Source organism: Tropicimonas marinistellae, assembly GCF_001509585.1.
Lineage (GTDB): Bacteria > Pseudomonadota > Alphaproteobacteria > Rhodobacterales > Rhodobacteraceae > Tropicimonas > Tropicimonas marinistellae.
On record NZ_LNCI01000007.1, the window covers coordinates 126593 to 152215 of the forward strand.

Genomic DNA, 25623 nt, shown 5'->3' on the forward strand with positions numbered 1-25623 from the left:
TTCGCCCCGCCCCCACTCAGTCCAGCGTGCTCTTGTAGATCACGCCGTCCTTCATGATCAGGTCGATGTTGGCTTCATAATCGACGAGCAGTTCCACATCCTCGACCGGGTTGCCCTCGACCAGCAGAAGGTCCGCATAGGCGCCCGGCTCGATCACGCCGAGGGGGCCGGCGGTATAGGGGTTGAGCTTGCCGGAGAGCGCCAGAAGCTCGGCTGACTTCGAAGTCGCCTGTTGAAGGATCTCGTGCGACGTCCAGACCTCGAGCCGATACTTGAACTCGTCGTTCTGCTTCGTGAGCGCAACAGGGTCGCCGATGATGTCGGTCGAAAACGCGACCTTCTCGATCTCGTATTCCTTCAGCATCCGCATCTGGTTGCGCGCGCCCGCCTGCACTTCGAGAAACTTGGGTGCCGAGAGCGGGCCGAGCGCCTTGGCAACGGTTTCCGCGTCAATGCCCAGAAGGGAATAGAACGGCACAACCCAGACATCGGCATCCTTGATCGCCTGTGCCGAGACCTCCGTCATCAGCTGGGCGTGCTCGATGCTGATGACACCGGCGTCGATCGATCTCAGGATCGAGTCGTCGTTGTAGACGTGGACCAGGACATAGGTTCCCCAGTCTTCGGCAGCTTTGACTGCGGCTTCCAGCTCCTCGGGCAGATATTGCACGGTATGGAGCGGATCGACGGTAGAAGACACGCCCCCACCGGCCATGACCTTGATCTGCGTCGCGCCAAGGCGCAGCGCCTCCCGCGTCGCGCGCAGAACCTCCGGCACGCCATCGGCCAGGAACTCGAGGTGCTGGTTGAAGAAGGAAGGCTGCGCCCCTTCAAAATTCGGATGCGGCTCATTGTAGACCCGGTGCTCGCCATGTCCCGAGGTCTGCGAAATCACCGGTCCGGAGGGATAGATCCGCGGTCCAACGGCCTTGCCCCGATCAATCGCCTTCTGAAGCCCGATAGCCGGCCCGCCGGCATCGCGGACAGTTGTGAAGCCACGCAGCAGCATCTTCTCGGCCTCGATGGTGGAGACGGCGCCCCAGTACATCCAGTCGTAATTGTCCCGCAGGTCGGCAACGGGTTCGGTCACCGCCATGTGCACATGGGCGTCGATCAGGCCCGGCATCAGGGTGCGCCCGCCGCCGTCGATGATCCTTGCGTTGGCAGCCGCGAGCGGCTCGCTGGAAACTTCCGCAATCAGGTTGTCCACCACCAGCACATTGGCATTCTCGATCCTCTGTTCGTTCACACCATCAAAGACATGCACATTGGTGAACAGGATCGGAAAGCTATCCTCTTGTGCCGTAGCCGCCGTGGCGATGCTTAGGGAGAGCGCGAACGCGAGTGTTTTCTTCATGCCATCAACCTTTGAGGGGCTTTTTTGGATTAGTGAATGTAGCGGTTTGCGCGAATGTGTCATTGACATTACGGCCAAACAGGGTCGAATAATTGCACCGTTTTGCACATGCTCCCCGGGGAACCATGCCAAGAAAGAACGCTTCCCGGACCTATCTTCCCGTGGTTTCCAGCGCCATGGCACAACCCTTTCTGACAGCACTGCTCGGCAAGGGCATTACAGCGGATGATGCGCTGCATGGAACAGGATTGTCCCTGGCCGATGTTCAGGAAGGCTCTGCGCCTATGCTGGGACAGGATTGGTACAACCTGGCCGAACGCACGGCGGAAGTGACGAGCGACCCGCATTTCGGGTTCAGGATCGGCTCGGAGGATGCGATCTACAGCCACCCTAATTTCCGAACCGTCACCCTGACCGATACGGCGCTTGGCGAAGTCCTGACAAAGCTGATCGTCGATGCAGCCCAGATCACTTCACTCGCGACCTACGAATTGCGTATCAACGGCAGCCGGGCCGTCCTGAGTTCCGAACGTCAGTTCAAACCAGCCCGCCGCCCGCGGCAGGTCGACGGGTATTTTGCGGGCTTCATGTGCCGATTGATCCGCGAGGCTTGTGGCGGGGAATGGAAACCGTCCGATCTGACGATACGCGTCTCCGACCCTGCAGCGATACCGAAGACCTTCGCGCCCGGGCTCGCCGTGCGTCGCGGTGACTCGCGCGGGGCACGTTTCGAGTTTCCCGCGCACTGGCTCCTGCTGCACATCGGGGGAGCGCCCCGACAGTCGGCTCCTGAGCGTCCGTCCACGCCCGAGGCGTTTCTCTCGGATTTCCGCAGACTGCTGGACCTCCACCTGCACAAACCGTCTCTCTCGCTGGAGAATTTCTCGAAGGTCGCCGGCTTGAAGACCCGCCGCATCAAATCCGTGCTCACGGAACATGGAACCAGCTACAAGGCGGAACTGGATCATCGTCGCGCCGAACGAGCCAAGGCCCTCCTGAAGGACCATCGGCTCGGATACCCTCAGGTCGGAGAACTGGTCGGCTACCCGGATCCCTCGTCGTTTTCCCGGGTATTCAAGCGGTGGACGGGTCAAACGCCTGGCACCTACAGGGGGTGAAAAACCGGGAGCGATTGTCTGTTTTCCTCATACCGGACATTGGTGCCTAGTGCAGCGAACTCCCGTTCACCGCCCTTCCTACGGAATGCTGCAATTGGCATGGACGGTCGCTTTCGTTCGTAAATCGGTCATCCGAGCGTTTTCATCATAAGTCAGAAAGGTCGGAAATTCGGACTCGATACCTGGCCGCACCTACTACGCGTGCGTGGGGATAGCGATGTGGGAGGAGGCAGGATCCGAACATCAGGTCCGGAGTCCACTCCGGGTCCTTCTGGTGCGAGGCGGCCTGACGCGGAGCAGGCGCTGAGCCCGGTATGGGAATCTGACATATGCGTCGGAAAGTTGTGCAGGAGACACTCAATGGCCGCTGGCGTTAACGCTTCATGGTAGCAGATTCCGCGTGAGCGGCACGCCCAGATCTGACTGCCACTTGGCGCGTGCAGCGGCCAGCATCGGATGCCCCCCGATAGTTGTCGGCTTCGAGATGTTTTTGGGGTGGACTGGGTAACAACCGAGCAAGGGGCTACGCAACCGGATGGAGACGGATCACGCTCACGTCCGACCGTCACGGGAGATGCCCTGCAACAACCGTCCGATCTTTCCGCTGGCCTCGAGTTGCGACGCGCGAATGTAGTGGCGTTCTGTTGTTGTTGTCTGACTGTGGCCGAGCAAGGGACGCGCGTGCAATGCATCAGAGACCGAGGATTCGGAAAGGAAGGTCGCGGCAATCTTTCGGAAGCAATGCGGAGTGAGCGGCACGCCGAAGAGCTGCTCGGATCTCTTTTGAACCCGCAGGTAGAGAGAATGCCTGGACAGCTGATTTCCTGTGGTCGTGAGCCAGAGATAGTCTGCCGACGGTTCGTGCCGTATGTGTGGGCGGACCCGGTGGATGTAATGCTCCAATGGCTCGTGAAGCGTTTCGGGGACAAGCAGCTTCAATGCCTGCCGGGTCTTGGTTTCCTCGGGCTCGAAGGACAGGACCCGGTCGGTACCGGCATAAACCAGATGCGTGCCAAGCCGTATCATGTGCAGGTTGCGAGCTCGGATCGGGCAGGCTATGAGCAGCGCGACGATCAGCGTGTCGCGGTAGTGGATGTTGCCACGGCGGGTCGCCTCTACCTGGGAGGTTAACCGGCCCAATTCCAGCACCGCGAGCCGGAACAATTCTCCTGCTGATGGGTAGACCGCCGGCTCCGGCGTTCGTTCGTCTGCCCATACGTCCAGCCGGTTGGTCAGGTCCTTCAGCCACTGCCAGTCGTGGTCCGGATCCATTCGGCGCAACACGCATTTCAAGCCGATGACGGAGGAGGCAACGGTTCTCGCCGAAACCTCGGACATCAGGTCGCGTGCAAAAGCTTTTGCGCGTTCCGGCGAGATCCGTTCGGCCGGAGTAGCACTCGGATCGAGCTGATTGGTCCGTTCCAACCAACCAAGCCAGCGGCCGTAGTGCATTCGATTGGTCTTGCGCGTGGCCACAGACCAATGGACCGCAGGCCCCTGCCCGTCCAACAGATCGCCTTCCACAAACAGATCCTCCCAAGCGGCGCGGTCTGTGTCTGGCCAGTCCGCGTACGGCAGGGAATTGCGTGCGCGCGTCATGTGCCGACCTTCGGAGGTGTCACGCCCGCGGCTTGCGTGAGAAGCGCATTGACCTTTCGGCTCGCGGCTGGCCCTTCGGTCCCAAGATAGGATTGGTAGGTCGTATTGATAGACTTGTGGCCCAGCATCCGGCTCACGTTTTGAAGCTGCTCCGGTGCCCGTTCGGCGACGATCTTGGCGATGACGTGACGATAGAGATGCGGCGAGATTTCGATCCCCGCGTGTTTCCGCAGCGGTTTGCCGACTGCGTCCCGCATGGCCGAGTAGCTGCGCGCACCACCAGTCGCACCCGGAAAGAGATACCTTCCGTCGGAGCCGAGCAAAAGATCACGATGTTCCGCCACAAACAGATCCAGCAGGCGGATCGTGGCCGGTGGCAGTTCGAGATCGAGACGGGAACGGGTCTTGGTGTCGTCTTCGGTCAGGGACAGGAACACCCGCGTTCCCCGGCGCTGCACATGCTGGTCCAGGTCCAGCGACCGGAGGTTCTTCACCCGTATCCCGGTAAAGACGAGCAGCGAGATCGCGAGCGCGCGTTCGACACCTTTGGCCCGACGAACCGGGCTCTTCAATCTGAGCGCGCGGGCGAGTTCTTCCTCGGGAAAGCCGATCAATCGGCGCACCACCGCGTCGTCGTCAAACTGCTGCAGGCGCTGGCGGTTGCGATCTCCCATCCCATGCCCGGCCTCAGGCCTTAATCTGGCAACGATCGTATCGATCGGCGCCAATACCTCATCCGACAGGCCCAGAAAATGGCGACCGACGTTTCGCATCTGTACCGCCATCTTGTGCGCATAGTCTTTGGTTCGGACGTGATCACCCGGCAAGAACGGCTTCAGGGCGATCTTGAAGTTCTCGGGATCAAGCAGGACGTCGATCCCCGTGACATCCCCGATCCGGACCCTTCCGGACCGGACCAGGGCGCTGCCAAGCCGACGGAAGGTAAACCGGTAGCCTTCGAGGGTCGTCGGGCGCATGGCACGGAGCGGTGCCGATGGATCGAGCGGATCCGGCGACGTCATGCGTGCCTCCCAGGCCGCAACCTCGGTCTGGAACCCCTCCGGAAAGGCGTCGAGCGGATACATGAACACCTCCGCCTTGTTCGGCGCTTCTAGGCGGGTCTGGGGCCAGCCCTCCACGCGTTTCATGCACATGTTCCAGAGCGCGATTGTGTGCTTGCGTAGATTGCGTGGGTTCTTCGGTATTTCCTTGCGGTCGAGCGCCGCCTCAAAGCCGATGAGCGTCTCCGGGCAGACGTGCTCGGGGGCGATCCCCTTGACCGTGCAATAGGCCGCCAGCCGATGCAGCCCCCACCGATGCATTCGATCCTCGATTGCATCGAGCAGCTCGGCCCATTCCGGCGCGAATGGGATGTCTTGTGTCACCTGCCGTTTGCGCATGCCATGCTCGGAGACCGCCCGCACCACCAACGACCGGACATTCGCCATCCGCTTGGCGCTCACGCCAGCCGCAGCAGGCGACGTAGCTTCGAAAATCCGGCGCACGTCCTTCGGGCAGGCGAGGGTCGCGCTCAGATCAATGTCGAGGGTGTCTCTGAGAAACCGGAAGGCCGAGCGCGTGTCCCGCAACGCAGACCCACACAATGTGGTGCTACAGGTGTCGGCAACGTCGGCAAGCGTGATCCGCGGAGACGCGATGAAGACGTGCTCATCGGGAATGGTGATGGTATCTTTCATGCTCGGGACCTCCTGTTCAGGTCATTGGCGGTCACGGGAAGACAGGGGCGGACAATCCACGCGACTCGGGAAATCGTAGCACAATGTCTCCCGCTCAGACTGAGAGGGACGTTCTCCCGACATTGCTGAAAGATGCGCCATAACAAGACATTGAGGGACATATCCGGTCATCCCTCCCGCCGAAGGCGAATGAAGCGATCGAGATCGTCCGGGTGTACCCGGACCAGCCGACCGTCACGGATAACCGGAAGATCGCCGCTCTCGATCCGGCGTTGTACGGTCTTCAGCGAGCAGTTCAGAATCTCTGCGGCCTGCTCCAAGGTCAGCAGGCAGCCGAGCTGCTTGGCCGAATTACCCATGGCAATGACCTTCTTTATGCTGCTCGAGCCAGGTGTCGAGGTCGGCGCGCCGATAGAGGATTATTCCGCCGAGCCGGACGAAAGGTGGGCCGTTCTCCGTCGCGTCGCGCATCCGGAGTTTGGCCAGCTTGGACACGGAGATCGAGAGGTAGTCCGCAGCGACCGTGGGCCGCATGATCTCCGGCCAGGTCGGGTTGTGATTTTCGTTTGGTTTCATGGCACGCCCCCTCCTTTCAGGGCGTGCCCAAGTAGTTCCGGTATTTTCCGCCCGTAGTGCATCGGGGGAATAAATAATTCCCCCTCTTGCCCAGCACTAGGAATGGTGCAGTCGGGTCGGCGCCTACCGGCCCAGCTTGTTTCGGTATTCACCTACAAACGAGCGCTCAAAATCCGTTTCTTCGGGAATTTCGAGCTGATGCCGCTCATCACGTATTCGCTGAACAACGTAGCGGGGTACGAACCAGGGATCCCAATCCCCGAACACGGCCGACTTTGAAACCGCGATCTGTAGGAGTCCCGAGTGGAGCAGCAGGAGTTCAAGATGAGCGGGGTGCCTGACGAAGTCGAAGTCGTCGGTTTCCTGGCAAATCTGCCAACTGGCCCAGTAGTGGATACTATTCTTTAAATATCTGAATTCTTTCTGAAGCCGAGTTACGTCGGCGGGATACCTCTCGCCCTTGGTCTCTGAAGCCGCGTAGAATTTCGACACGAAGGATGACGCGAATTCCAAACTTGTGCGACGCTGACGAGCATAGTCGTGGATCATCTTTAGCGCGACGTCGCCGGCCATGCGTCCGAGCGTTTTGTGGCTCAGTAACTTCTTCTCCACGACTGCCATGATCTGGCCTTGAGCCGCACCGGGATCCCGGCGACGGCGTTCTGCTTCTATTGCCATCGTCGCCTGAACCTGGGCCGCTTCGACATCGTCGTCAGGGTAAACCATGCGGGAGACGAGAACCGCCACATTGCGATCGGGTTGCGCATCCGACGCATCAATTGACATTACTCTCAATTCGGAGACTCCCGACCAGTCCTGGACATCAACTCTTCACATACTTTCTCCATCGCCGGTCGCAGTGCCTCAAGCGAGGGCTTGGTATACCTCTGCCCCGCGATCGACAGGGGCGTGTGGTTGAGCAACCGACCAACGATCTCCTCGAGCACACCGGCCTCCATTGCCACCGTCGCAAACGTGCGCCGATGGGCATGCGGGCTCCATTTCATCCGCGTCGGGGTGGTGATACGTCCGTCCGGTCCCTTTGGCGAGGGGAAGACCCACTTGCGATGAAGGCCTCGAACCGGCGCAAGAATCTCATGGTGCAGCTGCAGGATCGGAAGATCAAAGCTGCGGCCGTTCTTGGTCATCGGCAGGTGGATGCGATCCTCGTGGACGTTCGTCCACTCCAACGTCAGCGCCTCAGTCTTGCGAAGCCCGGTGAAGAGGAGAAGCTCATAGAAGACCGTGTGGATCGGGTTGAAGAGATCGTCGATCGTGGATTGCCAGGCTTTCAGATCCTCAATGATCTCGCCCTTCGGCTCCTCGGGATGCCACTCGATTGCCATGGTCGGGCATTCGGGCAGGTCATAAGTCCGACGGGCATGGTTCCAGACTGTGCGAAAATACTTCAACGTGTGATTTGCTGTGGATGGCGTGGCCACCAATGACCGATGTCGGTCTACGACCTGGGACTTCGAAATCTCGTCCAACGGAAGGCGCATCCAGTCCTTGAGGTGGTTTTCGAACTGCTGCCGTAACCCGGACCTGTGCGCCTCGGATCGCAACTTGGGTCGGGCGAGGTAGGCCTCCATCGCCTGTTCAAGTGTCGGCGCTCCGATCTGAACCTTCTTGCCGGCACCCCTGCCCCACTCCAACGCGAAGCCCAGCGCGGTCTGACGTGCGGCCTGCGCCGAGATCACAGGGTACCGACCAATTAGAACGCGCCGCGTCTGGCCACCGACGTCCTTCTGGAAGTACCAGGTCTTCGATCGCTTTCCGACGAACAGAACGAGGCCCTTCACCTCGTTGTCCCAGTGCTTCTCGGTGCCGGATTTTGCAGGCGGCAGCTTGCGGGCGAGGGTCTCGGTGAGCTTGGGCATTTTGTCGGCTTTTTGTCTGTATTGGCAGGAAAAAGCATACACCTACCGGAACCGACAGGAAAGATTAAACCATTCAAAATGAAAGGATTGGAACGGACAGGAAAGCTGCGGAAAAGTACAACTCTTGCTTGGAAGGCTAAGGTCTTACCACTACACAACGCCCGCTCAGCAAAGTACCACCTATTTCATGACCGTTCTGGGGTCAAGCGTTGGCTGAGGCTTCCTTCGGGGTGATGGGCTCTCGGCAGCGGTCGCTTGCGCACCGTCCGCTGACCACGAACTTACCCTTGCCGCTCGAAGTGGCGAACAGATGCGGCAGGTGGTCGACGAAACGGGCGCCGCTACGATTCTGCTGGACGCCGGTGCGTACCTTTTCCGTGCGTCGGAGTATCTTGCCGCGACCCCCGGCGCGATGAACGGGTTCGACCGGTTCTACTATCCCCATCTCGAGCGGATTTGCGGTCGGGCTTTTGCCCTGGCGGTGTCCGCAGGCCCCGGTGGCGAAAATGCCGTGCGCCACACCGCTCGCATCGCCCGAGGGTCGAGACTTCCCGACGTACGGCCGCCGCGCATCACCTGCACGTATGCCTGGACACCCGCGGAAATCCGCGTCCCAAAGACCTTCACCGAAAGCACTATCTCGTTGCCGTGAATTGGGCGCAGCGATGGGCCTCGGCCTCACCGCGGGCATTATCGTATCAGCGGGTCTACCACGGCACAGATGTACCGTCGTAATTGATGTGCATTCCGCTTTGCTCCGACGTCGCGTTCTCCACAACCTGCCGCATCGCCGACACCGACTCCTCGGGTGTGGGGCCTCCTGCATTGTCCAACATGCGCGTCTGCTCCCTCCCGGGACGGAGCGCTAGGCAGATGCAGCCCCACGGTTTCCACTCCATCGCCAACGACCGCCACAGCTGGTTCAACGCCGCTTTCGAGGCGCGATAGGTGAAGTGGCGTTTGCCGGCGTAGGTGCCATTGGACGCCGCGAGGCTCGAAATCTCGACAAGCGTCTTCTTCTCGCCGGCCTTGAGATTCTCCTCGATCAGCGTGGCAAGACGGAACGGCGCCCAGGTATTCGTCAACATCATCCGCTGCCAGTGGGCTTCATCAATCTCTTCCGGTGCAAGCTCCTTGCCGTCGTCAATACCAGCATTCATGATCGCCACGTCGATCGCGTGCCCCCTGAGCCGGGTCGCGACATCGGCGACGGATGCTTCGTTCAGCCCGTCGTAGCGTAGCTCTCGTGCGCCTGGACCAAGTTCGACGATGTCCATCGGCTTGAATGGCGTCCGGTTGGCAGCAAGCACTTCCCAGCCATCCGCCGCATATTGACGAGCGAATTCCAGCCCGATGCCACGGTTGGCGCCGGTGATCAGAACGGTAGGCATTGGGGCATTCCTTTCACGAGAATGATCACCATGGGACGTCCAGCCCGTCGTAGCCAATGATCCGGCCTGCATCCGCTGGTGTCAGCCCCTCGACCACGCGTTTCATGCCGGCGACGCTTTCCTCGACGGCCAAACCCTGCCCCCCGGTCATATCCGTCGCAACAAAGCCGGGCCGCAGAAGCACGCAGGTCAGGCCTTCGGGCTCCCACTCCAGCGTCAGCGCACGCCAGATGGCGTTCAACCCGGTCTTCGAGGCGCGATAGCTGTACTGCGTACCCCAGTCGTTCGCCTGGATTGAACTCATCAGGCTCGACATCGCCGTGGCGATGCGCTTTTCGCCGGCCAGAAGGTTTGGCTTCAACGCCGTTGCCAGTGCCAGCGGCGCATAAGTGTTGGTGCCGACGACCTGCAGGAATTCTTCCTTCGTGACCTCGGAGGGTTTCGCTTCGAGGTTGATGGCAATGCCGGCGTTGGCGATCAGAACGTCAATTGGCCTTCCGTTCAACGCAGCGACCAGGGCTGCGATCGAATCGGGATCTGTCGCTTCGAGCGGCAGAACCTCGGCGCCGGTGGCGCGAAGGGCGTCGGCCGCCTCGGGACGACGCGCGGTGCCGATAACCTGCCAGCCGTCATCGGCGAACTGTCGTGCGAGTTCCAGACCGATACCCCGGTTCGCGCCCGAAATGAGGATGGTAGCCATCCGGTGCCTTTCATCGTGTTGCGTCATTCCACATGCCGACGGCTGATTCGGCAGCAATCCACACATGGTGTGTCATTGGTATTCCAATGTCATACCAAAGAACAAGAAAGGCCGGTGACACTGAGCCGCCTTCGTCGCGGAAACGCACAATCGCGCAGCAGTTTGGTACGAATGTGGACCGTTGTGCCCCGAAAACGGGCTGCGATGCCAATCGAGTCGGTGTACAGCTGGTATGCCATACCGTGTCATCGCAGGTTTGCGGGGTCACAGCCCTTTTCAGACTGACAATGATCCGGACAATCAATGGCAACGGTATCCCAGCTAAAATCCGCGCGCCCCTCCCACTCGGGCAAGACACAGACGCTGATCGAACTCGCCCACGCGGGGGTGACGTTCCAGAGCCGGACGGGCGACGCGCTCGTGGCCGTCGAGGATTTCAACCTTCGTATCCAAGATGGTGAAATCGTCTCGCTCGTTGGACCGTCGGGCTGCGGCAAGTCCACAGTCCTGCGGATGCTGGCCGGGCTACAGCAGCCGACGACTGGCGACATCTGGATCGGCGGTGGCAGGCAGCGGCGGGGGTTTTCCGAGGTGGCCATCGTTTTCCAGCGGCCGACGCTGCTGCCGTGGCTGTCGGTGCTGAAAAACGTGCTCTACCCCGTGCGCGCCTTGCGGCGGACGACCGCGGCCGACCGCAGCCGCGCACAGGAACTGCTTGAAGTGGTGGGCCTGGGCGACATGGGAGCGCGAATGCCACACGAGCTATCGGGTGGCATGCAGCAGCGCGCGTCGATCGCTAGGTCGCTGATCCTCGATCCGAAGATATTGCTCATGGACGAACCCTTCGGCGCGCTCGACGCGCTCACGCGCGAAGACCTGCAACTCGACCTTCTCGACATCCATGCCTCCACCGGCAAGACGATCCTGCTGGTGACCCATTCGATCAACGAGGCGGTCCTGCTGTCGGATCGTGTGGCGGTCATGTCGACCCGGCCGGGGCGGCTTCAGGAGTTGATCTCCATCGACATCCCGACGCCACGCTCGCACGAGACCCCGGCACATCCTGCCTTTCATCACTACGCCGGCCGGATCCGAGACGACATTTTCGGACCGAACGCAAGGAGCCGCGCATGAGCCCCTCTGCCCGCAAGATCGTTTTACCGATCCTCGCATTCGCCTTGTTCCTCGGCCTGTGGGAGGCAATCAGCGTCTCGCTGGACATCCCTGTCTACCTCCTGCCCTCGCCGAGCGCGATCTGGGCGGGCGGCGCAAAGTTGGGCATGACGCTGCTCACCAACACGGCCGTGACGCTGAAGACGATCCTTCTGGGCTTTGCGCTTTCCTGCGCGGTCGGTATTCCATTGGGCGTGCTGGTTTCGGTCAACCGGCTGACTTCCGAGGCGATCTATCCGCTGATCGTCTTCCTGAACGCGATCCCGATTATCTCCATCGCGCCGATACTCGTGGTGATCTTCGGCACGGATGAGACGACGCGGCTGATCATCGTGACGCTGACGGCGTTCTTCCCGATCATGGTGGCCACGGCGACCGGCATCATGGACACACCGCACGAGATGTTGGACCTGTCCCGCGTCGCCGGGGCTGCTCCGGTGACTGAAATCCTAACCATCCGCCTGCCGCACGCGGTGCCGTTCATCTTCGGCGGGCTCCGGATCGGCGTGACGGTAGCAGTGATCGGCGCCGTTGTGGCCGAGTTCGTAAATGCGAACCGCGGGCTTGGGTTCCTCGTGACCTCGTCAACCGCACAGTTCGCCATTCCGACCGCGATGGCCTGCGTGGTCATGCTCGCGGTTGTGTCGGTGATCCTCTACGAGTCGGTCAACTGGATCCACCGGCTTCTGTTTTCCTGGTCGTTGAGGAACGATCCCGGCAAATAACAGGATCCGCGCGCCCCGGACGCAGGTTCGCGCCCAGGGCTATGGCCCGCTCAGGCGGCTTCGCCCCTGTCGCTACCGGCTTCGGGCGAGTTCAGCTCCTGGTCCGTAAGCGAAATCCAGTAAGCCGCGCCGTGGCACAATGCCTCATCGTTGAAGTCGTAGTCGGGCCGATGGTTGCTCGTCCACTTCGGGTCATCGCCATTGCCCATCATCACATTGCACCCCGGCCGCTTGAGCAGCATGAAGGCAAAATCGTCGGCGGCGTTGATCGGCGGGTTGTCCGGATCGACATTCTCCGTACCCACCAGCGCCGAGGCGGCAGCGACAGCCTTGTCCCGTTCGGCCAGCGTGTTCACCAGTGCGGGATAGCCGCGCTGATAGTCGATGCTGGCGGTGCATCCCGACATTGCCGCGGCGCCCTCGGCCACCTCCTTCAGGCGCTTTTCAATCTCGTCCTGCACTGCCGGGTCGTGGATACGCGACGTGCCATGAATGCGGATGTCAGAGGGGATCACGTTATTGGCCGAACCCGCTTCGATCATACCGATCGACAGCACTGCCGAATCCTGAGCCGAAACATTGCGGGAGGTGATCGCGTGGATACCGAGGATCGTGTGCGCCAGCGGCACCGTCGGATCGGTCCCCTTCTCGGGCGAACCGCCGTGGCCGCCGGTGCCGTGCAACCCGATCACCCAGTGGTCGACCGCAGCGAGTTGCGGCCCGACACGGGTGACAAACTTGCCGACCGGGATACCCGGCTTGTTGTGAAGCGAATAGACCGCGTCGCAGGGGAATCGCTCGAACAGCCCATCGTCGATCATCGCTTGCGCGCCGGCGCCGCCCTCCTCAGCGGGTTGGAAGATGCAATGCACGGTGCCGCCGAAGTCCGGGTTCTCGGCGAGGTAGCGGGCGGCATAGAGCAACATCACGGTATGCCCGTCATGGCCGCAGCCGTGCATCTTGCCGGAAATCTTCGAGGCATGGGCGAAGGTGTTGCCCTCGGTCATGTTGAGCGCGTCCATATCGCCCCGGAACCCGATGGCGCGGTTCCCGGGCCGATTGCCCCGGATCGAGGCGACGACGCCGGTGACGCCCAGACCCGCCTCGAACGGGATACCCCACTCCGTCAGTTTGTCCTGCACAAGTTGCGAGGTCCGAAACTCCTCGTAACTCGTTTCCGGATGCATGTGGATGTCGTGGCGCAGGGATGTCATCTCCGCCTCCTGACTTCGAAGGGTTTTCCTAACCTTGTCCAAATCCATACCGTTCTCCTTTCGGGACTGTCGCGGGTGCACTTTTTTTGTGCCGTTCGTCTGGAACGCACCGCGCGGGGGCGTCCTTCAGTGGACGATACACCGTTGGCACTCTACTGGTATGCCATCGCCACACAAGTGTTTGCGACGCGGTTTTCGACAACAGGAGAGACGGATTCATGAGACTTCTCACGACGAGCGCACTCTGCGGCCTCGCGATAGGCGCCACTGCCCAGATCGCAGGTGCTACCGACGAGGTGGATTTCCAGCTCGACTGGACACCGGGCGGCATCTCGGCCGCCTATTACCTCGGCGTCGAGAAGGGATGCTTTACCGATCAGGACATCGACGTCACCATCTCGCGCGGCTACGGCGCGGCGGACGCGGTGACGAAGGTTGCGACCGGTGTCGCCGATTTCTCGGTGACCGATCTCGGCGTAATCATCGGCTCGATCGCCGAAAGCGGTGCGCCGGTGAAGGCGATCATGCCCATCGTTGCACAGTCACCCATGGCGATCGCCGTGATGGCCGACAGCGACATCGGTGAGCTGAAGGATCTTGAGGGCCATTCCATCGCCTCGTCGGTCGGTAACGCCGCGATGGCATTCCTTCCGCTTGGGATGGAGGTCGTGGGAGGCGACATGTCCAAGGTCGAGATCATCACGGCCGAAGGCTCGGCGCTGACGGGGCTGCTGCTGCAGAAGCGGGTCGACGCGCTGGCCAGCTACATCACCTCGGTCAAGCGGATCGACGCCATCGCTGCCAAGTCCGGAATGGAGGTGCGGGGCATCCACTACGGTAGCGCGCTCGACATCTACAACGCTTCGATTTTCACGTCCGACGCGATGATCGCCGAGAACCCGGACCTCGTGAACCGGTTCAAGGCGGCAATCGAATGCACCTACGACGAAGCCCGCGCGGACCCGGCCGCGGCCGTAGACGCAATCGTCGCCGGGGTCGAGGGGATGCAGCGCGACACGCAGACCGACATGGTGCCGTTCTCCTTTGGCTTCGCTTTCGACAACCCCGTGTTCGAAGCGAACGGTTATGCCTTCGATATCGACCGGGTCGCGCACAACATCGCGATCGTCGACAAGGTAACGCCGTTGTCGACGGAGCTGACGCCCGAAGACGTGGTCTACGTTCCCGCAGAATAAGCCCCCCCGCCAGCGGCGCGCGACATTGCCGAACGCGCCGCTGGCGTTCAAGATACGGAGTCTCCATGCCGCTCATCACTGCCCGCTCCAATGGTGTCTTCACCATCTCGGCCACCCCATTTGCCGAGGACGGATCACTCGACCTCGACAGCACCGACCGCTTGACCGATTTCTACGCTCAGGAGGGCGCGAGCGGGCTGACGATCCTTGGCATGATGGGCGAGGCACCCAAGCTCACGCAGCCCGAAGCCCGGGCTTTCGTGGAGCGGGTGATCGCCCGCGCCCCCGACCTGCCGGTGGTCGTTGGGGTTTCGGCGTCCGGGCTCGCCGCGATCTCTGAGTTGACCAAGGCGGTTATGGACCTGGGCGCCGCTGGCGTGATGGTCGCGCCGCCCTCGACGCTCACCACAAATGAAACGATCGAGGCCTATTACGCCAATGTCGTCGACGCCATTGGAACCGACGTCCCTCTGGTGTTGCAGGACTTTCCCCTGTCGACGAAAGTTCCGATCTCGATTCCCACGCTCGGCCGAATATTCGAGGCGCATCCCTCCATCGTCATGCTAAAGCACGAGGACTGGCCGGGGCTGGCCAAGATATCCGCGCTGCGCGCGGCCGAGGCCGAGGGGCGCCGCCGGACGGCGATCCTATGCGGCAATGGGGGCATGTTCCTACCCGAAGAGATGGCCCGCGGCGCCGATGGCGCGATGACCGGATTCTGCTTCCCGCAGATGATGGCCGCGGTCTGCAAGCTGATGACCGCGGGCGAGACCGAGTACGCGCGGGACGTTTTTGACGCCTACATGCCGCTGGTGCGCTACGAGCAGCAACCGGGCGTCGGGCTTGCCGTGCGCAAGTACGTGTTCCATTCGCGCGGCATCATTGCCTCGTCGAAGATCCGCTCCCCAGGCGCGCCGCTCGCTCCGGCAGCGGTTAAGGAGGTCGAGACCATCATCCGCCGGCAGGAAGCACGTCTCGCAGAGCTTTCCGCCTGATACGCATCACGCCCGGCTGGAGTAGCCATCGAGCTCCCGGTCGGGCATCCGGATACAGGCCGCCAATGCGACTATCATCATCAGGATCGCCGGCACCACCAGCGTCCAGGCCGGCCAGCCGGCTCCTCCGTTTCCGTCGAGGCCGGCGGCCACCGCGGCAAGCCCAGCGGCAGATGCGCCCACCGTCGCGCCCATCCCCCGCATGAAACCCATCACACCAAGGGCCGCCCCCATGCTCTCGGGCCGGGCGGCGTTCTGTACCGCGAGCAGGAAGATCGGGTAGAGGATGCCGACGCCGATCCCAAGTGAAAACGAGGTCGCTTCGAGCATCACGAAACTGCCGCCGCCGCGGATGACCGCGGCCAGCGCAAAGGAGCCGACCAGCGCGATGCTCGCGCCTGCTAGCAGGATCGGGCGATATCGCGGGACGCGCAGCAGCAGCCGCGGCGGAAGATACGGGCCCAGCATCACACCACCAAGAAAGCCGAGGATTGCAAGACCGGCATCGGTCGCCGACAGGCCGAACTCAGAGCGCCAATAGAGCGGCAGGTAAATCGCCAGACCGATGTTTGTGCCCTGTGCGCAGAACAGTGCGACCGCGTTCAGGAGGATCGTCCGCTCGGTCAACACGCCCACCGGCACAAGCGGATCTGCGGCGCGCGTCATCCGGTACCCGAAGCTCACCCAGAACAGCACCGCCGCCGCGAGCAAGGCCGGCGTGGCGGCCGTGTTCGCGGCCTCGCCTGTCGCGGTGTCGAGAGCAAGGATCGTCGCGAACGTCGCCAGCGACAACAGCGCGGCTCCGAGAACATCGACCCTTCGCGTTCGTCGCGCGGCACCAGTTCTGTCCGCCGTCAGGATCATCGCCGCGACGAGCCCGCCAAGCGGCAGGTTCAACCAGAACACCGCGCTCCAGTGCAGGCGATCGGCCAGAATACCCCCCGCGACCGGACCGAGGATCGACGACACGGCGTAGATCGTCGAGATGCCGGCAGCGAACAAGGCGCGCTTCCGCATCGGCACAAGATCGGCCACCACGACAAAGGGCAGCGCGATCAGCCCCCCTGCCCCGGCGCCCTGCAATGCCCGTGCCGCGACCAGTACCGCAAGATCGCGGGCCAGTGCCGCGGCAACGGACCCCGCGACGAAAAGGCCTACAGCGATCAGCAGCGCTCGCCGGCGTCCGTTAATGTCGGCCAGCGCACCGAGGATCGGCGCCGTCGTTGTCGCCGCCATCAGGTAGCCCGTGGCGACCCACGGCAGCAACCGCCCACCGCCCAGGTCCGCCGCGATGTCTCCCATGACCGGGCCTATGATCGTCTGTTCGAGGGCGGCGAGGAAGAGCGCGAGCAGCGCCGCGACCAACATCAGGCGGCGGCGCTGAGGTGCCGCCGGGGTGGGATCGTCCATCAAGGTGCCAGGGGTCCGTTCAGCTTCTGCGGCCGAGGATGTAGTCGATAATCGCGTCGCGCACATGGTCAAGGTGTGCGCCCATGAGCTGGCGCGACCGTTCGGGGTCGTCGCCCGCCACCGCGCGTATCAACGCAAGGTGCTCTTCGGCACCGGGCTTGCGGCGGTGCGAGATGCGCGCGGTGTTGAAAAGGTGGGTGCGCCGACGCAGGTCGCGGATCGAGGCCACGATCATCGGGTTACCCGCGGCTTCGGCAATAGTGTTGTGCACCAGATCGTCGACAGCCCAGTGTTCGGATGTGCTGACATCTGCCGCGTCGCGTAGTGCGATGATAGCTGTCTCGACCTTCTTCAAAGTCTCGGGCGCGATCCTCCCAGTCGCGCGGCCAGACACCTCGACCTCGAGAATGCGGCGCATGTCCAAAAGGCTGACGTAGCTTTCGACGCTGAGTTCTGCGACGACGAGCATCCGCCCCTGCCGTCTGGACACCAGCTGCTCGGCTTCCAGCCGGCTCAGCGCCTCGCGAACCGGCGTGCGCGATATCCCCAGCACCTCCGCCAGCCGTCGTTCCTGCAAGACCTGCCCCGACTTCAATTCGCCCGACAGCATCCGGTCGAGGATGCGCCCATAGGCGAAGTCTGCAAGGCTGATCTCGGCCTCGTCCGTCGGCAGATCTCGGACAGCGCCCGCATTCACTTCCTCCATTCGTCCTTCCTTTCCCGGCCCGCAGCCCTGCCCGCTCAAAAAAGCGGCAAACGCCTACGTGAATCAATTTCGCACTCTCACCGTGCCTTGACGCCTCGCGTACCATCGGTATGCCATTGGAGCACCTAATGGAAGATGTTTCGCGTGTGACTCTCTGCGCGCTAGCTTCCTTGCTTCCCACCGGCCGCCCGACCCCGCGGCCTAACAACGACCGGAGCCTCAACATGGCCATCACGCCCTGGCGCGCCACCTGCATCCAGATCGACAGCAAGCTCGCATTTCCCGCCGAGACCAAAGAGGCCGCTTGGGCCGTCATCAACGGTAATATCGACACCGCAATCGCGGCGATCGAAGCCGCCTGCGACAGCGACACCCCGCCCAAGCTCGTGGTGTTGCCCGAGTTCGTGTTCCAGGGTCCGCAGCGCAGCCTGCCTGCCAGCGTCTGGATCGAGCGCGCATGCACGACCATACCCGGCGCGATCACTGACCGGCTGGCCGAGGTGGCGAAGAAGCGCGGCATCTACATTGCGGGCAATCACTTCGAAGTCGATCCAAAGTGGCCGGACCGCTATTTCAACTCTTCCTTCCTGCTCGACCCTGCCGGAGAAACGATCCTCCGCTATCGCCGGATCAATACCGGCAGCTGGACCTCGCCGCACGACATCCTCGACGAATACCGCGAGGCATATGGCGAAGAGGGCATCTTCCCCGTCGTCGACACCGAGTTGGGCCGCCTGGCGATCTTCCCCTGCGGTGAGATTTCGGTTCCCGAGATCACCCGGTCCTTCATGCTGCGTGGCGCAGAAGTGATCCTGCATCCGGACAACGCGCCGGTCAGCACCCTGGCGGATTGCGCGAAACGCTGCCGTGCTGCCGAGAACATGGTCTATCTGATATCGTGCAACCTGTCTGGCACCGCGGGTTTCTCGGACACCCTGACCGGCGGTCACTCGATGATCGTCGACTACCGCGGCGAGCTGATCGCCTTCGAGGAAAGCGACAAGGCGTCGAATACCTGTTCCGCGATGATCGACATCGAGGCGCTGCAGGTGGCGCGCCATGATACAGGTATGGCGAACGGCCTAATGCGTTCGCGGTTCGAGATGTACCGCGGATACTATGGTGCCGCCGATTTCTACCCTGCGAATGGCCTCGCCGAAGCTCCGGTCGAGACCAACGAAGACTTCACTTCGGTCCACCAGAAGGCGCTTGCCAACATGGCGGCGGCTGGCGTGCTTCGCGACTGAACGACCTGAGCGGACGATCATCGCGGGCGCTCTTCGTGAAGCGGCGCCCGCGAATCTCCAGACAAGGAATGCCGGTCACTCGTCTGACCACGAACCTGGCTCGAAGCGGTCCGGGCCGCGACTATCGCGACGCTGCATTTACATATTTTGATGCGAACGATAGCTACTGGACCGCACCGTGACGTCGCCGCACAATCGTCGCATAGAGACGACGCTGCGCGTGCCGCAAACCAACTGACTTGGCGCAACGTCGATTCCTTTCCTCCTACGAGCGATTTTAGACATTGGCCGCCCGCTAGCGCCGAAATTTCAGGCAAACCGCGCCTGCGCCGGGCCACCGAGCCCCCCGGAACGGGTTTCCTTTGTGAGGTGTTTATCGCTGGCATACCATGTGAATGCCAACTCAACACCGATGAGAAACCGCCTGTGTTTGGGCGCCAACGAGGGACCAGCCAAATGAAACACTTCTTGTTCCGCACGCTTTCCGGCGTCGCCCTTGCTGCGGGGATGGGCATGACGCCCGCCTTTGCCGAGGATCTCACGGACGTGAGCCTGCGTCTTGCCTGGGTGACAGGCGGCGTCGACGCTCCGTTCTTCGTCGCGAAGGAGAGCGGCTACTTTGCCGAGGCAGGCCTCGACGTCGAAATCGTCGACGGCAACGGCTCCACCGGCACGATCAAGGCGGTTGGCAATGGTGACTTCGACATCGGCATCGCAGGCCTTGGGGCGCTGGCACAAGCACAAACGGCGGCCGGTGCGGAAACCATCATCGCCGTCGCAGGGCTGATCCAAAAAGACCCGACTTCAATCATTTCACTTGAGGGCTCCGGGATCAGTTCGCCGAAAGACATCGAGGGCAAGCGGCTCGGCACCGACGCCGGCAACTTCGAAGACGGAATGATCAAGGCCTTCGCCGAAGCGAACGACATCGACATGGACAAGGTGGACGTGGTCATCATCAACGGCGGCAACGACCGGGTCGCGCTCCTGAAGGGGGACGTCGACTTCATCAACGGCTGGGCAAACCCCGACGGCGACAAGGTAGCCGCAATGCACCCGATTGAACCGCCACTGCTGTTTGCAGACTACGGCGTCAACATCCTCGGCTCGTCGGTCATCGTCCGGAAGGACTATCTCGCTGAGAACCCGGATGTCGTTTCGGGCTTCCTCGAGGCGATCATCAAGGCCAAGGCCGATGTGGTAGCGGAACCGGAAGCCGCGCGCGACGCGATCATGGCGAACCGGCCGGACGCCGACCCTGAAGCGATCCTGGAACAGATCGTGGTGATGGAGAAATACGAACATACCGCGGCGACTGAGGGCATGCCCTATGGCACCGTGGCACCCGAGGACATCGAGCTTACCATCTCGCTCCTCGAAAAATACTCGGCGATGGAGCCGGGCCTGACGCCCGACGACATCTATACCGACGCATACCTCCCTGCAGCGATGAACTGATCCGGTTCATCTGCCAACTCGAACCGTGGGGTGGCTTGTCCGCCCTGCGGCCTTTTCTGCAAGTAAGCACAGAGGCCCCCTTGGATCTCGGACTGAAAGACCGCCACGCACTCGTACTCGGCGCCACCGGAGGGCTCGGCAAGGCCACGGCCGTCGCCCTGCTGGCGGAAGGCGCCAGCGTCACATTCGCGGGCCGCGACGATGCAAAGCTTGCCGCCCTGCTGGGCGAATTGCCCGCCGATCAGGCGGAGCGCGCCGATTTCGTGGTGGCGGACCTCGGCGACCCGACAGCACCCGCGACACTCGCCGCGGCGGCCCGCATACGTACTGGTCATGTCGACATCGTCGTCAACAATTCCGGTGGCCCGCCCCCCGGCCCGCCCACCTCGGTCGACCCGCTAGTGATGCAGGAACACTACGCGCGCATGGTCACGCCGCTTGTGACGCTGACGCTGGACCTGCTCGGCCCGATGCGGGCAAAGGGCTGGGGACGCATCCTGACCATCGCCTCTTCCGGAGTGGTTCAGCCGATCCCGCACCTGCCCGTCTCGAACGCGCTGCGCGCGTCGCTGGTGGGCTTCATGAAGACCCTTGCCGGCGAAGTCGCAAGCGATGGCGTCACCGTGAACGTCCTCGCTCCCGGTCGCATTCTTACCGACCGCGTGATCTCGATTGACACCGGTACGGCCACGAAGACCGGCAATCCGCTGGCGGACGTGCAGGCGGCCTCAGCCGCAACGATCCCTGCGGGCCGCTACGGCAGCCCGGAAGAATTCGGCGCCGTTGCGGCGTTCCTGGCCTCGGAGCCAGCCTCCTACGTGACCGGAAGTACCATCCGCATCGACGGAGGCATGATCCGCGCGGTCTGACCGCGCTCGCAATACAAAGGGTGCCCGCAGGTCGGGCCCCGAAGTCCACTCACAGCAAGGAGCGGCCCCATGGACCCGGACACCCAGCAATGAATGCAATTCCATCGCCCGACAGCCTGTCCACTCCAACTACCGACAGCACACCCTCGCAATGCGCTCCACACGTATCCATCGCGGGCGTCACGAAGGTGTTCAATGGCCGCAAGGGCCGGGTCCAGGCGCTGGAGCCGGTCGACCTCGACATCCGCCGGGGCGAGTTCGTCTCGATCCTCGGCCCGTCTGGCTGCGGCAAGTCGACCCTGATGATGCTGCTCTCCGGTCTGCTGCCGTCAAGTTCCGGACGGATCACCGTGGACGGAAAGGAGATAACCGCGCCCAATCCGGAAGCGGGCATCGTGTTTCAGAAAGACGTGCTGTTGGAATGGCGGTCGGCGCTGGAAAACGTGATGATTCAGGCGGAGATCCGCAAGTCCGACAAGGCCGAGGCGAAGTCTCGGGCGATGGAGCTCTTGTCGATGGTGTCGCTCGACGATTTCCATGACGCCTATCCCAGCGAGCTGTCAGGCGGCATGCGCCAGCGGGTGTCGATCTGCCGGGCACTGTTGCACAAGCCGCCGCTTATGTTGATGGACGAGCCGTTCGGCGCGCTCGACGCGATGACACGGGACCAGTTGCAGCTGGACCTGCTCAAGCTCTGCCGCGACGACGACATGACAGTGTTCTTCATCACTCACTCTATCCCTGAGGCGATCTTCCTCAGCGATCGGGTCGTCGTGATGACCCCCAGGCCGGGGCGTATCGAGCGCATCGTGAACATCGACCTGCCGCGCCCCCGGCGCCTCGCCATGCGCGAAGATCCCAAATTCATTGAATACGTCCACGAGCTGACCGGCATCTTCAAGAGCCTCGGCGTTTTCCGGGAGGAATAAATGGCAATGGCATCCGCAACCGAACCGCAACAGGAACGCGACAAGGCATTTGCACCCGTCCTGAAAGTGCTGAACGGTATCCCGCTCGCCGTCTGGACGCTAATCGGCCTTCTCCTGTTTTGGGAAGCCTACGTGCGCATTGCGAGCGTACCACCGTTCATCCTGCCGGCGCCCACCGCCATCGCGCAGGAGTTCAGGGACTATGGCCATCGGCTGTTTCCCAACGCTCTGGTGACGATGTTCGAGGTCGTCTTCGGCTTCACCTGCGCCGTGCTTATCGGCGTGCCGCTGGCCGTCGCAATCGTTTACTCGACGTTCATCCAGAAAGGTGTCTATCCGCTGATCGTGGCGAGCCAGACCATTCCCAAGGTCGCCATCGCGCCGTTGCTGCTGACCTGGTTCGGCTATGGCATGGCGCCAAAGATCGTCATCGTGATCCTACTGTCGTTCTTCCCGATCGTCATCAACTCGGTGATGGGCCTGCGTTCGGCGTCAGAAGAGATGATCCACCTCGCCCGGTCGATGGGTGCGAATTCCTGGCAGACCTTCTGGAAGTTCCGCCTGCCACACGCTCTGCCCTCCATCTTCGCCGGTCTGAAGCTTGCCACTGCCCTGTCGGTGATCGGCGCGATCGTTGCAGAGTTCATCGGTGCGGACCAGGGGCTTGGCTATCTGATCCTGATTGCAGGCTCCAACTTCGACGTCGCCCGCCAATTCGCCGCGATCATCTGCATCGCGCTGATCGGGATGTGCTTCTTCTTCACCCTGGAGATGGTGGAACGCCTCGTAATCCCATGGCGCAACAAGGCGGATGTCTCGGGCGACGCGTGAGGCAAGCCGAGACCAGCCTTCGGAAAAACGAAGGGCCAGGCAATCCATCGCCCGGCCCTTTCCTTTTTGTCCCATGGCACGACTGGCGGCGCCTCCGAAAACCGATAACTGGCCCCTCGCCAACGACGTCGTTCTATCGGGGAGGCACTGGGCCGCTCACACTTCGAGTGATCGGAGTTGCGAGACCCTGACCAAATTGACTGGCTGGTTCAGATATCCAGGACGAGGCGTCCGGACTTGCTGCCGGAGCAGCAGATCAGCATCACCTTGTTCGAAGCCCGCTCGCGCTCACTGAGGATCGTGTCCTTGTGGTCGGGCTCGCCTTCGAGAACCCGCGTCTCGCAGGTGCCGCAGACGCCCGAGCGGCAGGAATATGCGACACGGATACCGTTCTCCGAGAGGACTTCCATGATCGTGCGGCCAGCCGGAACCTGGAATTCCTGACCCCGGCGCTTGAGCACGACGGTGAAGCTCTCGGTCGAGGCTTCAAACTCGTTCTTGAAGTGCTCGACATGAACGGCCTCGGGATCGCGGGCGGCTGAGGCCTCGGTGAAGGCGGCGATCATCGGCTCCGGGCCACAGCAGTAGAGATGCGCATCTGACGCGGCCGCGGCCACGCGCGGGGCGATTTCCATGACGGCACCGGTCAACGCGTCATCGTGTAGGTGCAGCGTACCGGTCGAGGCGGCGGCCAGTGCGCGGACTTCCGGCAGGTAGGCAGCTAGCGCCTCGGCGCGAAAGGCATAGTGGAGTTCCCACGGCGTGCCGAGCGCAGCGCAGGCCCGGATCATAGAGAGGATCGGCGTTATACCGATGCCGCCTGCGAAGAAGCAGAAGCGCGGTGCGTCGGCCAGCGGGAAGGTGTTTGTCGGAACCGAGACCTGCAGCGTCGCGCCGACGCGGAGGTCTTCGACGAGGAAGGCCGAGCCGCCGCGGCTGGCGGGATCCCGGTTGATCGCCACGAGAAAACGCTGATCGTCGCCCGGCTCGTTGACCAATGAATAGCTGTTCGAGACGTCGCCGGGGAGCGCAAGGTCGATATGGGCGCCGGCCTCCACCCCCTCGAGACGGCCACCATCAGGTCGGCGAAACTCGATCTCGCGGATCGTCTCTGCCAGGTAGCGGATCGCGGTAACGCGCAACGCCAACGACCCGCCTTCATTGCCCTGTGCCGGCGCTGTCGCGCCGGCACTGATCATTTCCTGCATTGTCATGCCTTACTCGGCCGCTGAGAGGTCGGGCCGGTAGCCTTTGGCTTCGGCCATCTTCTCCTCGTAGCCGTCCAGCCAGTCGGTGCCCTTCGGCACGATGATGTCGCCACCGCGCGCGTTCTGGGCGTATTCCGGATGGTCGACGAAGTCGGGCAACTTCTTGTTGTTGCGCCACTCAATTGCGGCGTCGAGCATGACGCGCCGGGTCAGGATGACCATGCGGTCCGACGCGGCGAGGTGTTCCAATGTGCGGTCCACGACGTGGCCCATGCTTTCCTGGATGGCCTGGTCCTGCAGCGGGACACCGACGATGCCGGTGTAGCTGTCGCCGTTGCGCTGCCATTCACGATCGATGCCGTAGTCGTTCGAGGCATCCTTGACCGGGCGCCAGCGGCCCTTCCAGTCGGTCGTGGTCGGCAGGTATTCCAGCGGCCGCTCCAGCCCACCGACGGGCGTGCCGTCCTTGTACTTCAGCTTTTTCTTGCCTCCCCCCTCGGACCGCGAGAGGTCGATGTTGAAGATCATCGTCGAGTCGTCGTCGATCGGCACCCAGGCGTTCACGGTCTTGCTGGACGCGAGGCCGCCGCCACCGGGGTAGGTGACCCAGAACGGATAGAGGTAGCAGGCGTAGCGCTGGTGCTCGTGACCTTCCATCGCGTCGCGCTGCGCCGAATACATCGTACCGAAGTTAGTCGTCGTCACGTTGATCTTCGGCGATTTCTCGGTAACCGTGAACACTTCAGGATCCGACAGATCGAGCTTTTCGCCATCGATACCGCCCACGTGCAGGAAACCAAGGTGCGAGGTGTCGATGTCGCCTTCCAGCGCTTGCATGTAGTTGCAGTCGCGGTGGGTCAGCGCAATGTTGCGGTCGTCGCCGTCACCCATGATTGCGTCAATCTCGGGCAGAGGCGGTGGGTTGTCCTGGCGCTCGCCGAAATACGCGAAGACGATTCCGCCGGATTCACAGGTCTTGTAGGCATAGGCCGGGGTGCCGGCAGGATATTTGTTCTTGTCCTCAAGGTTTGGTTGGTCGAGGCACTTGCCGGTCACGTCGAATTTCCAGCCGTGATAGGCGCAGCGAATGCCGCCCTTCTCGTTCCGACCGAAGAACAGCGAGGCGCAGCGGTGCGGGCAGCGGTGGTCCATGACGCCGACGCGGCCCTCGGTGTCGCGGAATCCGATCAGCTTCTCGCCTAGGATCATCAGGCGCACCGGGTCGCCGTCGGCGACCAACTCGGACGACAGGCAGACCGGCGTCCAGAACTGGCGGAAGAACTCTCCCATCAGTGTGCCCTTGCCGACCGAGCAGAGGTCTACGTTTTCTTCAGCGGTGATCAT

General features: G+C 62.3%; 25 protein-coding genes. 11 read left to right on the plus strand and 14 right to left on the minus strand.

Features of this window, described 5'->3' with window-relative positions:
* Positions 1 to 16: 16 nt before the first annotated feature.
* Positions 17 to 1357, minus strand: a complete 1341-nt coding sequence (locus ARC39_RS15820) for a metal-dependent hydrolase family protein (protein WP_068115808.1) — start codon at positions 1355 to 1357, stop codon at positions 17 to 19.
* Between the two features lie 176 nt (positions 1358 to 1533).
* Here ARC39_RS15820 and ARC39_RS15825 point away from each other — a divergent pair, with 176 nt between their 5' ends.
* Positions 1534 to 2475 carry an AraC family transcriptional regulator gene (locus ARC39_RS15825; protein WP_161470978.1) on the plus strand — a complete coding sequence of 314 codons (942 nt, stop codon included), beginning with the start codon at positions 1534 to 1536 and terminating at the stop codon, positions 2473 to 2475.
* 552 nt (positions 2476 to 3027) lie between these two features.
* On the opposite strand, the gene ARC39_RS15830 is transcribed toward ARC39_RS15825, so the two are convergent.
* From ARC39_RS15830 to ARC39_RS15855, 6 genes are all read right to left on the minus strand, one after another.
* Positions 3028 to 4074: a tyrosine-type recombinase/integrase gene (locus ARC39_RS15830; protein WP_068115810.1), complete on the minus strand. Its 1047-nt coding sequence runs from the start codon at positions 4072 to 4074 to the stop codon at positions 3028 to 3030.
* Positions 4071 to 5771 carry a tyrosine-type recombinase/integrase gene (locus ARC39_RS15835; protein WP_068115811.1) on the minus strand — a complete coding sequence of 567 codons (1701 nt, stop codon included), beginning with the start codon at positions 5769 to 5771 and terminating at the stop codon, positions 4071 to 4073. The genes ARC39_RS15830 and ARC39_RS15835 overlap by 4 nt, the downstream gene beginning before the upstream one ends.
* Before the next feature lie 167 nt (positions 5772 to 5938).
* Positions 5939 to 6130, minus strand: a complete 192-nt coding sequence (locus ARC39_RS15840; protein ID WP_068115812.1) for a helix-turn-helix domain-containing protein — start codon at positions 6128 to 6130, stop codon at positions 5939 to 5941.
* Positions 6123 to 6347 carry a helix-turn-helix domain-containing protein gene (locus ARC39_RS15845; RefSeq protein ID WP_068115813.1) on the minus strand — a complete coding sequence of 75 codons (225 nt, stop codon included), beginning with the start codon at positions 6345 to 6347 and terminating at the stop codon, positions 6123 to 6125. The genes ARC39_RS15840 and ARC39_RS15845 overlap by 8 nt, the downstream gene beginning before the upstream one ends.
* A 123-nt stretch (positions 6348 to 6470) precedes the next feature.
* A complete protein-coding gene (locus ARC39_RS15850; protein ID WP_068115814.1) occupies positions 6471 to 7133 on the minus strand; it encodes a hypothetical protein in 663 nt (220 codons plus the stop codon).
* 5 nt (positions 7134 to 7138) lie between these two features.
* Complete coding sequence (locus ARC39_RS15855) at positions 7139 to 8227, minus strand: tyrosine-type recombinase/integrase (protein ID WP_068115815.1); 1089 nt, start codon at positions 8225 to 8227, stop codon at positions 7139 to 7141.
* A gap of 310 nt (positions 8228 to 8537) precedes the next feature.
* Here ARC39_RS15855 and ARC39_RS15860 point away from each other — a divergent pair, with 310 nt between their 5' ends.
* The gene (locus ARC39_RS15860) at positions 8538 to 8879 is read left to right on the plus strand and encodes a hypothetical protein (protein WP_068115816.1); all 342 of its coding nucleotides are present in this window, start codon (positions 8538 to 8540) and stop codon (positions 8877 to 8879) included.
* A 55-nt stretch (positions 8880 to 8934) separates the two neighbouring features.
* On the opposite strand, the gene ARC39_RS15865 is transcribed toward ARC39_RS15860, so the two are convergent.
* Together ARC39_RS15865 and ARC39_RS15870 are read right to left on the minus strand one after the other, a co-directional pair.
* Entirely contained in the window at positions 8935 to 9618 is a 684-nt protein-coding gene (locus ARC39_RS15865; protein WP_068115817.1) for an SDR family oxidoreductase, read from the minus strand.
* A gap of 25 nt (positions 9619 to 9643) precedes the next feature.
* Complete coding sequence (locus ARC39_RS15870; RefSeq protein ID WP_068115818.1) at positions 9644 to 10318, minus strand: SDR family oxidoreductase; 675 nt, start codon at positions 10316 to 10318, stop codon at positions 9644 to 9646.
* A 303-nt stretch (positions 10319 to 10621) separates the two neighbouring features.
* Here ARC39_RS15870 and ARC39_RS15875 point away from each other — a divergent pair, with 303 nt between their 5' ends.
* Both ARC39_RS15875 and ARC39_RS15880 read left to right on the plus strand, forming a co-directional pair.
* Positions 10622 to 11452, plus strand: coding sequence for an ABC transporter ATP-binding protein (locus ARC39_RS15875; RefSeq protein WP_068115819.1), 831 nt, complete (start codon positions 10622 to 10624; stop codon positions 11450 to 11452).
* On the plus strand, positions 11449 to 12216 hold the full coding sequence (locus ARC39_RS15880) for an ABC transporter permease (RefSeq protein WP_068115820.1): 768 nt from the start codon (positions 11449 to 11451) through the stop codon (positions 12214 to 12216). The genes ARC39_RS15875 and ARC39_RS15880 overlap by 4 nt, the downstream gene beginning before the upstream one ends.
* 50 nt (positions 12217 to 12266) lie before the next feature.
* Here ARC39_RS15880 and ARC39_RS15885 read toward each other — a convergent pair whose 3' ends face one another.
* Entirely contained in the window at positions 12267 to 13478 is a 1212-nt protein-coding gene (locus ARC39_RS15885) for a M20 aminoacylase family protein (RefSeq protein ID WP_068115821.1), read from the minus strand.
* A gap of 170 nt (positions 13479 to 13648) precedes the next feature.
* On the opposite strand from ARC39_RS15885, the gene ARC39_RS15890 reads away from it, so the two are divergent.
* A complete protein-coding gene (locus ARC39_RS15890; protein WP_068115822.1) occupies positions 13649 to 14626 on the plus strand; it encodes an ABC transporter substrate-binding protein in 978 nt (325 codons plus the stop codon).
* Between the two features lie 65 nt (positions 14627 to 14691).
* Positions 14692 to 15621 (plus strand): dihydrodipicolinate synthase family protein, encoded by a 930-nt coding sequence (locus ARC39_RS15895; RefSeq protein WP_068115823.1) that lies wholly within the window; start codon positions 14692 to 14694, stop codon positions 15619 to 15621.
* A 6-nt stretch (positions 15622 to 15627) separates the two neighbouring features.
* Here the strand turns inward: ARC39_RS15895 and ARC39_RS15900 are convergent, their stop codons facing one another.
* Positions 15628 to 17031: an MFS transporter gene (locus ARC39_RS15900; protein WP_068115824.1), complete on the minus strand. Its 1404-nt coding sequence runs from the start codon at positions 17029 to 17031 to the stop codon at positions 15628 to 15630.
* A gap of 19 nt (positions 17032 to 17050) precedes the next feature.
* Positions 17051 to 17737, minus strand: coding sequence for a GntR family transcriptional regulator (locus ARC39_RS26420; protein ID WP_068115825.1), 687 nt, complete (start codon positions 17735 to 17737; stop codon positions 17051 to 17053).
* Between the two features lie 224 nt (positions 17738 to 17961).
* Here ARC39_RS26420 and ARC39_RS15910 point away from each other — a divergent pair, with 224 nt between their 5' ends.
* The 5 genes from ARC39_RS15910 to ARC39_RS15930 all read left to right on the plus strand — a co-directional run bounded on the left by ARC39_RS15910 (position 17962) and on the right by ARC39_RS15930 (position 23071).
* The gene (locus ARC39_RS15910) at positions 17962 to 18984 is read left to right on the plus strand and encodes a nitrilase-related carbon-nitrogen hydrolase (protein ID WP_068115826.1); all 1023 of its coding nucleotides are present in this window, start codon (positions 17962 to 17964) and stop codon (positions 18982 to 18984) included.
* Positions 18985 to 19440: 456 nt separating this feature from the next.
* On the plus strand, positions 19441 to 20442 hold the full coding sequence (locus tag ARC39_RS15915; RefSeq protein WP_068115827.1) for an ABC transporter substrate-binding protein: 1002 nt from the start codon (positions 19441 to 19443) through the stop codon (positions 20440 to 20442).
* Positions 20443 to 20522: 80 nt separating this feature from the next.
* Positions 20523 to 21311: an SDR family oxidoreductase gene (locus tag ARC39_RS15920; protein WP_068115828.1), complete on the plus strand. Its 789-nt coding sequence runs from the start codon at positions 20523 to 20525 to the stop codon at positions 21309 to 21311.
* 89 nt (positions 21312 to 21400) lie between these two features.
* On the plus strand, positions 21401 to 22240 hold the full coding sequence (locus ARC39_RS15925; RefSeq protein ID WP_078059303.1) for an ABC transporter ATP-binding protein: 840 nt from the start codon (positions 21401 to 21403) through the stop codon (positions 22238 to 22240).
* The gene (locus tag ARC39_RS15930; protein ID WP_068115829.1) at positions 22241 to 23071 is read left to right on the plus strand and encodes an ABC transporter permease; all 831 of its coding nucleotides are present in this window, start codon (positions 22241 to 22243) and stop codon (positions 23069 to 23071) included.
* A 209-nt stretch (positions 23072 to 23280) separates the two neighbouring features.
* Here the strand turns inward: ARC39_RS15930 and ARC39_RS15935 are convergent, their stop codons facing one another.
* Positions 23281 to 24285: a PDR/VanB family oxidoreductase gene (locus tag ARC39_RS15935; protein ID WP_068115830.1), complete on the minus strand. Its 1005-nt coding sequence runs from the start codon at positions 24283 to 24285 to the stop codon at positions 23281 to 23283.
* A 3-nt stretch (positions 24286 to 24288) separates the two neighbouring features.
* The gene (locus ARC39_RS15940) at positions 24289 to 25623 is read right to left on the minus strand and encodes a Rieske 2Fe-2S domain-containing protein (RefSeq protein ID WP_068115831.1); all 1335 of its coding nucleotides are present in this window, start codon (positions 25621 to 25623) and stop codon (positions 24289 to 24291) included.

What these genes read in the sequence shown, in the direction of transcription:
- ARC39_RS15820 (WP_068115808.1), bottom strand. Translation starts at nt 1,357, where the DNA reads ATGAAGAAAACACTCGCGTTCGCGCTCTCCCTAAGCATCGCCACGGCG.
- ARC39_RS15825 (WP_161470978.1), top strand. Translation starts at nt 1,534, where the DNA reads ATGGCACAACCCTTTCTGACAGCACTGCTCGGCAAGGGCATTACAGCG.
- ARC39_RS15830 (WP_068115810.1), bottom strand. Translation starts at nt 4,074, where the DNA reads ATGACGCGCGCACGCAATTCCCTGCCGTACGCGGACTGGCCAGACACA.
- ARC39_RS15835 (WP_068115811.1), bottom strand. Translation starts at nt 5,771, where the DNA reads ATGAAAGATACCATCACCATTCCCGATGAGCACGTCTTCATCGCGTCT.
- ARC39_RS15840 (WP_068115812.1), bottom strand. Translation starts at nt 6,130, where the DNA reads ATGGGTAATTCGGCCAAGCAGCTCGGCTGCCTGCTGACCTTGGAGCAG.
- ARC39_RS15845 (WP_068115813.1), bottom strand. Translation starts at nt 6,347, where the DNA reads ATGAAACCAAACGAAAATCACAACCCGACCTGGCCGGAGATCATGCGG.
- ARC39_RS15850 (WP_068115814.1), bottom strand. Translation starts at nt 7,133, where the DNA reads ATGTCAATTGATGCGTCGGATGCGCAACCCGATCGCAATGTGGCGGTT.
- ARC39_RS15855 (WP_068115815.1), bottom strand. Translation starts at nt 8,227, where the DNA reads ATGCCCAAGCTCACCGAGACCCTCGCCCGCAAGCTGCCGCCTGCAAAA.
- ARC39_RS15860 (WP_068115816.1), top strand. Translation starts at nt 8,538, where the DNA reads ATGCGGCAGGTGGTCGACGAAACGGGCGCCGCTACGATTCTGCTGGAC.
- ARC39_RS15865 (WP_068115817.1), bottom strand. Translation starts at nt 9,618, where the DNA reads ATGCCTACCGTTCTGATCACCGGCGCCAACCGTGGCATCGGGCTGGAA.
- ARC39_RS15870 (WP_068115818.1), bottom strand. Translation starts at nt 10,318, where the DNA reads ATGGCTACCATCCTCATTTCGGGCGCGAACCGGGGTATCGGTCTGGAA.
- ARC39_RS15875 (WP_068115819.1), top strand. Translation starts at nt 10,622, where the DNA reads ATGGCAACGGTATCCCAGCTAAAATCCGCGCGCCCCTCCCACTCGGGC.
- ARC39_RS15880 (WP_068115820.1), top strand. Translation starts at nt 11,449, where the DNA reads ATGAGCCCCTCTGCCCGCAAGATCGTTTTACCGATCCTCGCATTCGCC.
- ARC39_RS15885 (WP_068115821.1), bottom strand. Translation starts at nt 13,478, where the DNA reads ATGGATTTGGACAAGGTTAGGAAAACCCTTCGAAGTCAGGAGGCGGAG.
- ARC39_RS15890 (WP_068115822.1), top strand. Translation starts at nt 13,649, where the DNA reads ATGAGACTTCTCACGACGAGCGCACTCTGCGGCCTCGCGATAGGCGCC.
- ARC39_RS15895 (WP_068115823.1), top strand. Translation starts at nt 14,692, where the DNA reads ATGCCGCTCATCACTGCCCGCTCCAATGGTGTCTTCACCATCTCGGCC.
- ARC39_RS15900 (WP_068115824.1), bottom strand. Translation starts at nt 17,031, where the DNA reads ATGGACGATCCCACCCCGGCGGCACCTCAGCGCCGCCGCCTGATGTTG.
- ARC39_RS26420 (WP_068115825.1), bottom strand. Translation starts at nt 17,737, where the DNA reads ATGGAGGAAGTGAATGCGGGCGCTGTCCGAGATCTGCCGACGGACGAG.
- ARC39_RS15910 (WP_068115826.1), top strand. Translation starts at nt 17,962, where the DNA reads ATGGCCATCACGCCCTGGCGCGCCACCTGCATCCAGATCGACAGCAAG.
- ARC39_RS15915 (WP_068115827.1), top strand. Translation starts at nt 19,441, where the DNA reads ATGAAACACTTCTTGTTCCGCACGCTTTCCGGCGTCGCCCTTGCTGCG.
- ARC39_RS15925 (WP_078059303.1), top strand. Translation starts at nt 21,401, where the DNA reads ATGAATGCAATTCCATCGCCCGACAGCCTGTCCACTCCAACTACCGAC.
- ARC39_RS15930 (WP_068115829.1), top strand. Translation starts at nt 22,241, where the DNA reads ATGGCAATGGCATCCGCAACCGAACCGCAACAGGAACGCGACAAGGCA.
- ARC39_RS15935 (WP_068115830.1), bottom strand. Translation starts at nt 24,285, where the DNA reads ATGACAATGCAGGAAATGATCAGTGCCGGCGCGACAGCGCCGGCACAG.
- ARC39_RS15940 (WP_068115831.1), bottom strand. Translation starts at nt 25,623, where the DNA reads ATGATCACCGCTGAAGAAAACGTAGACCTCTGCTCGGTCGGCAAGGGC.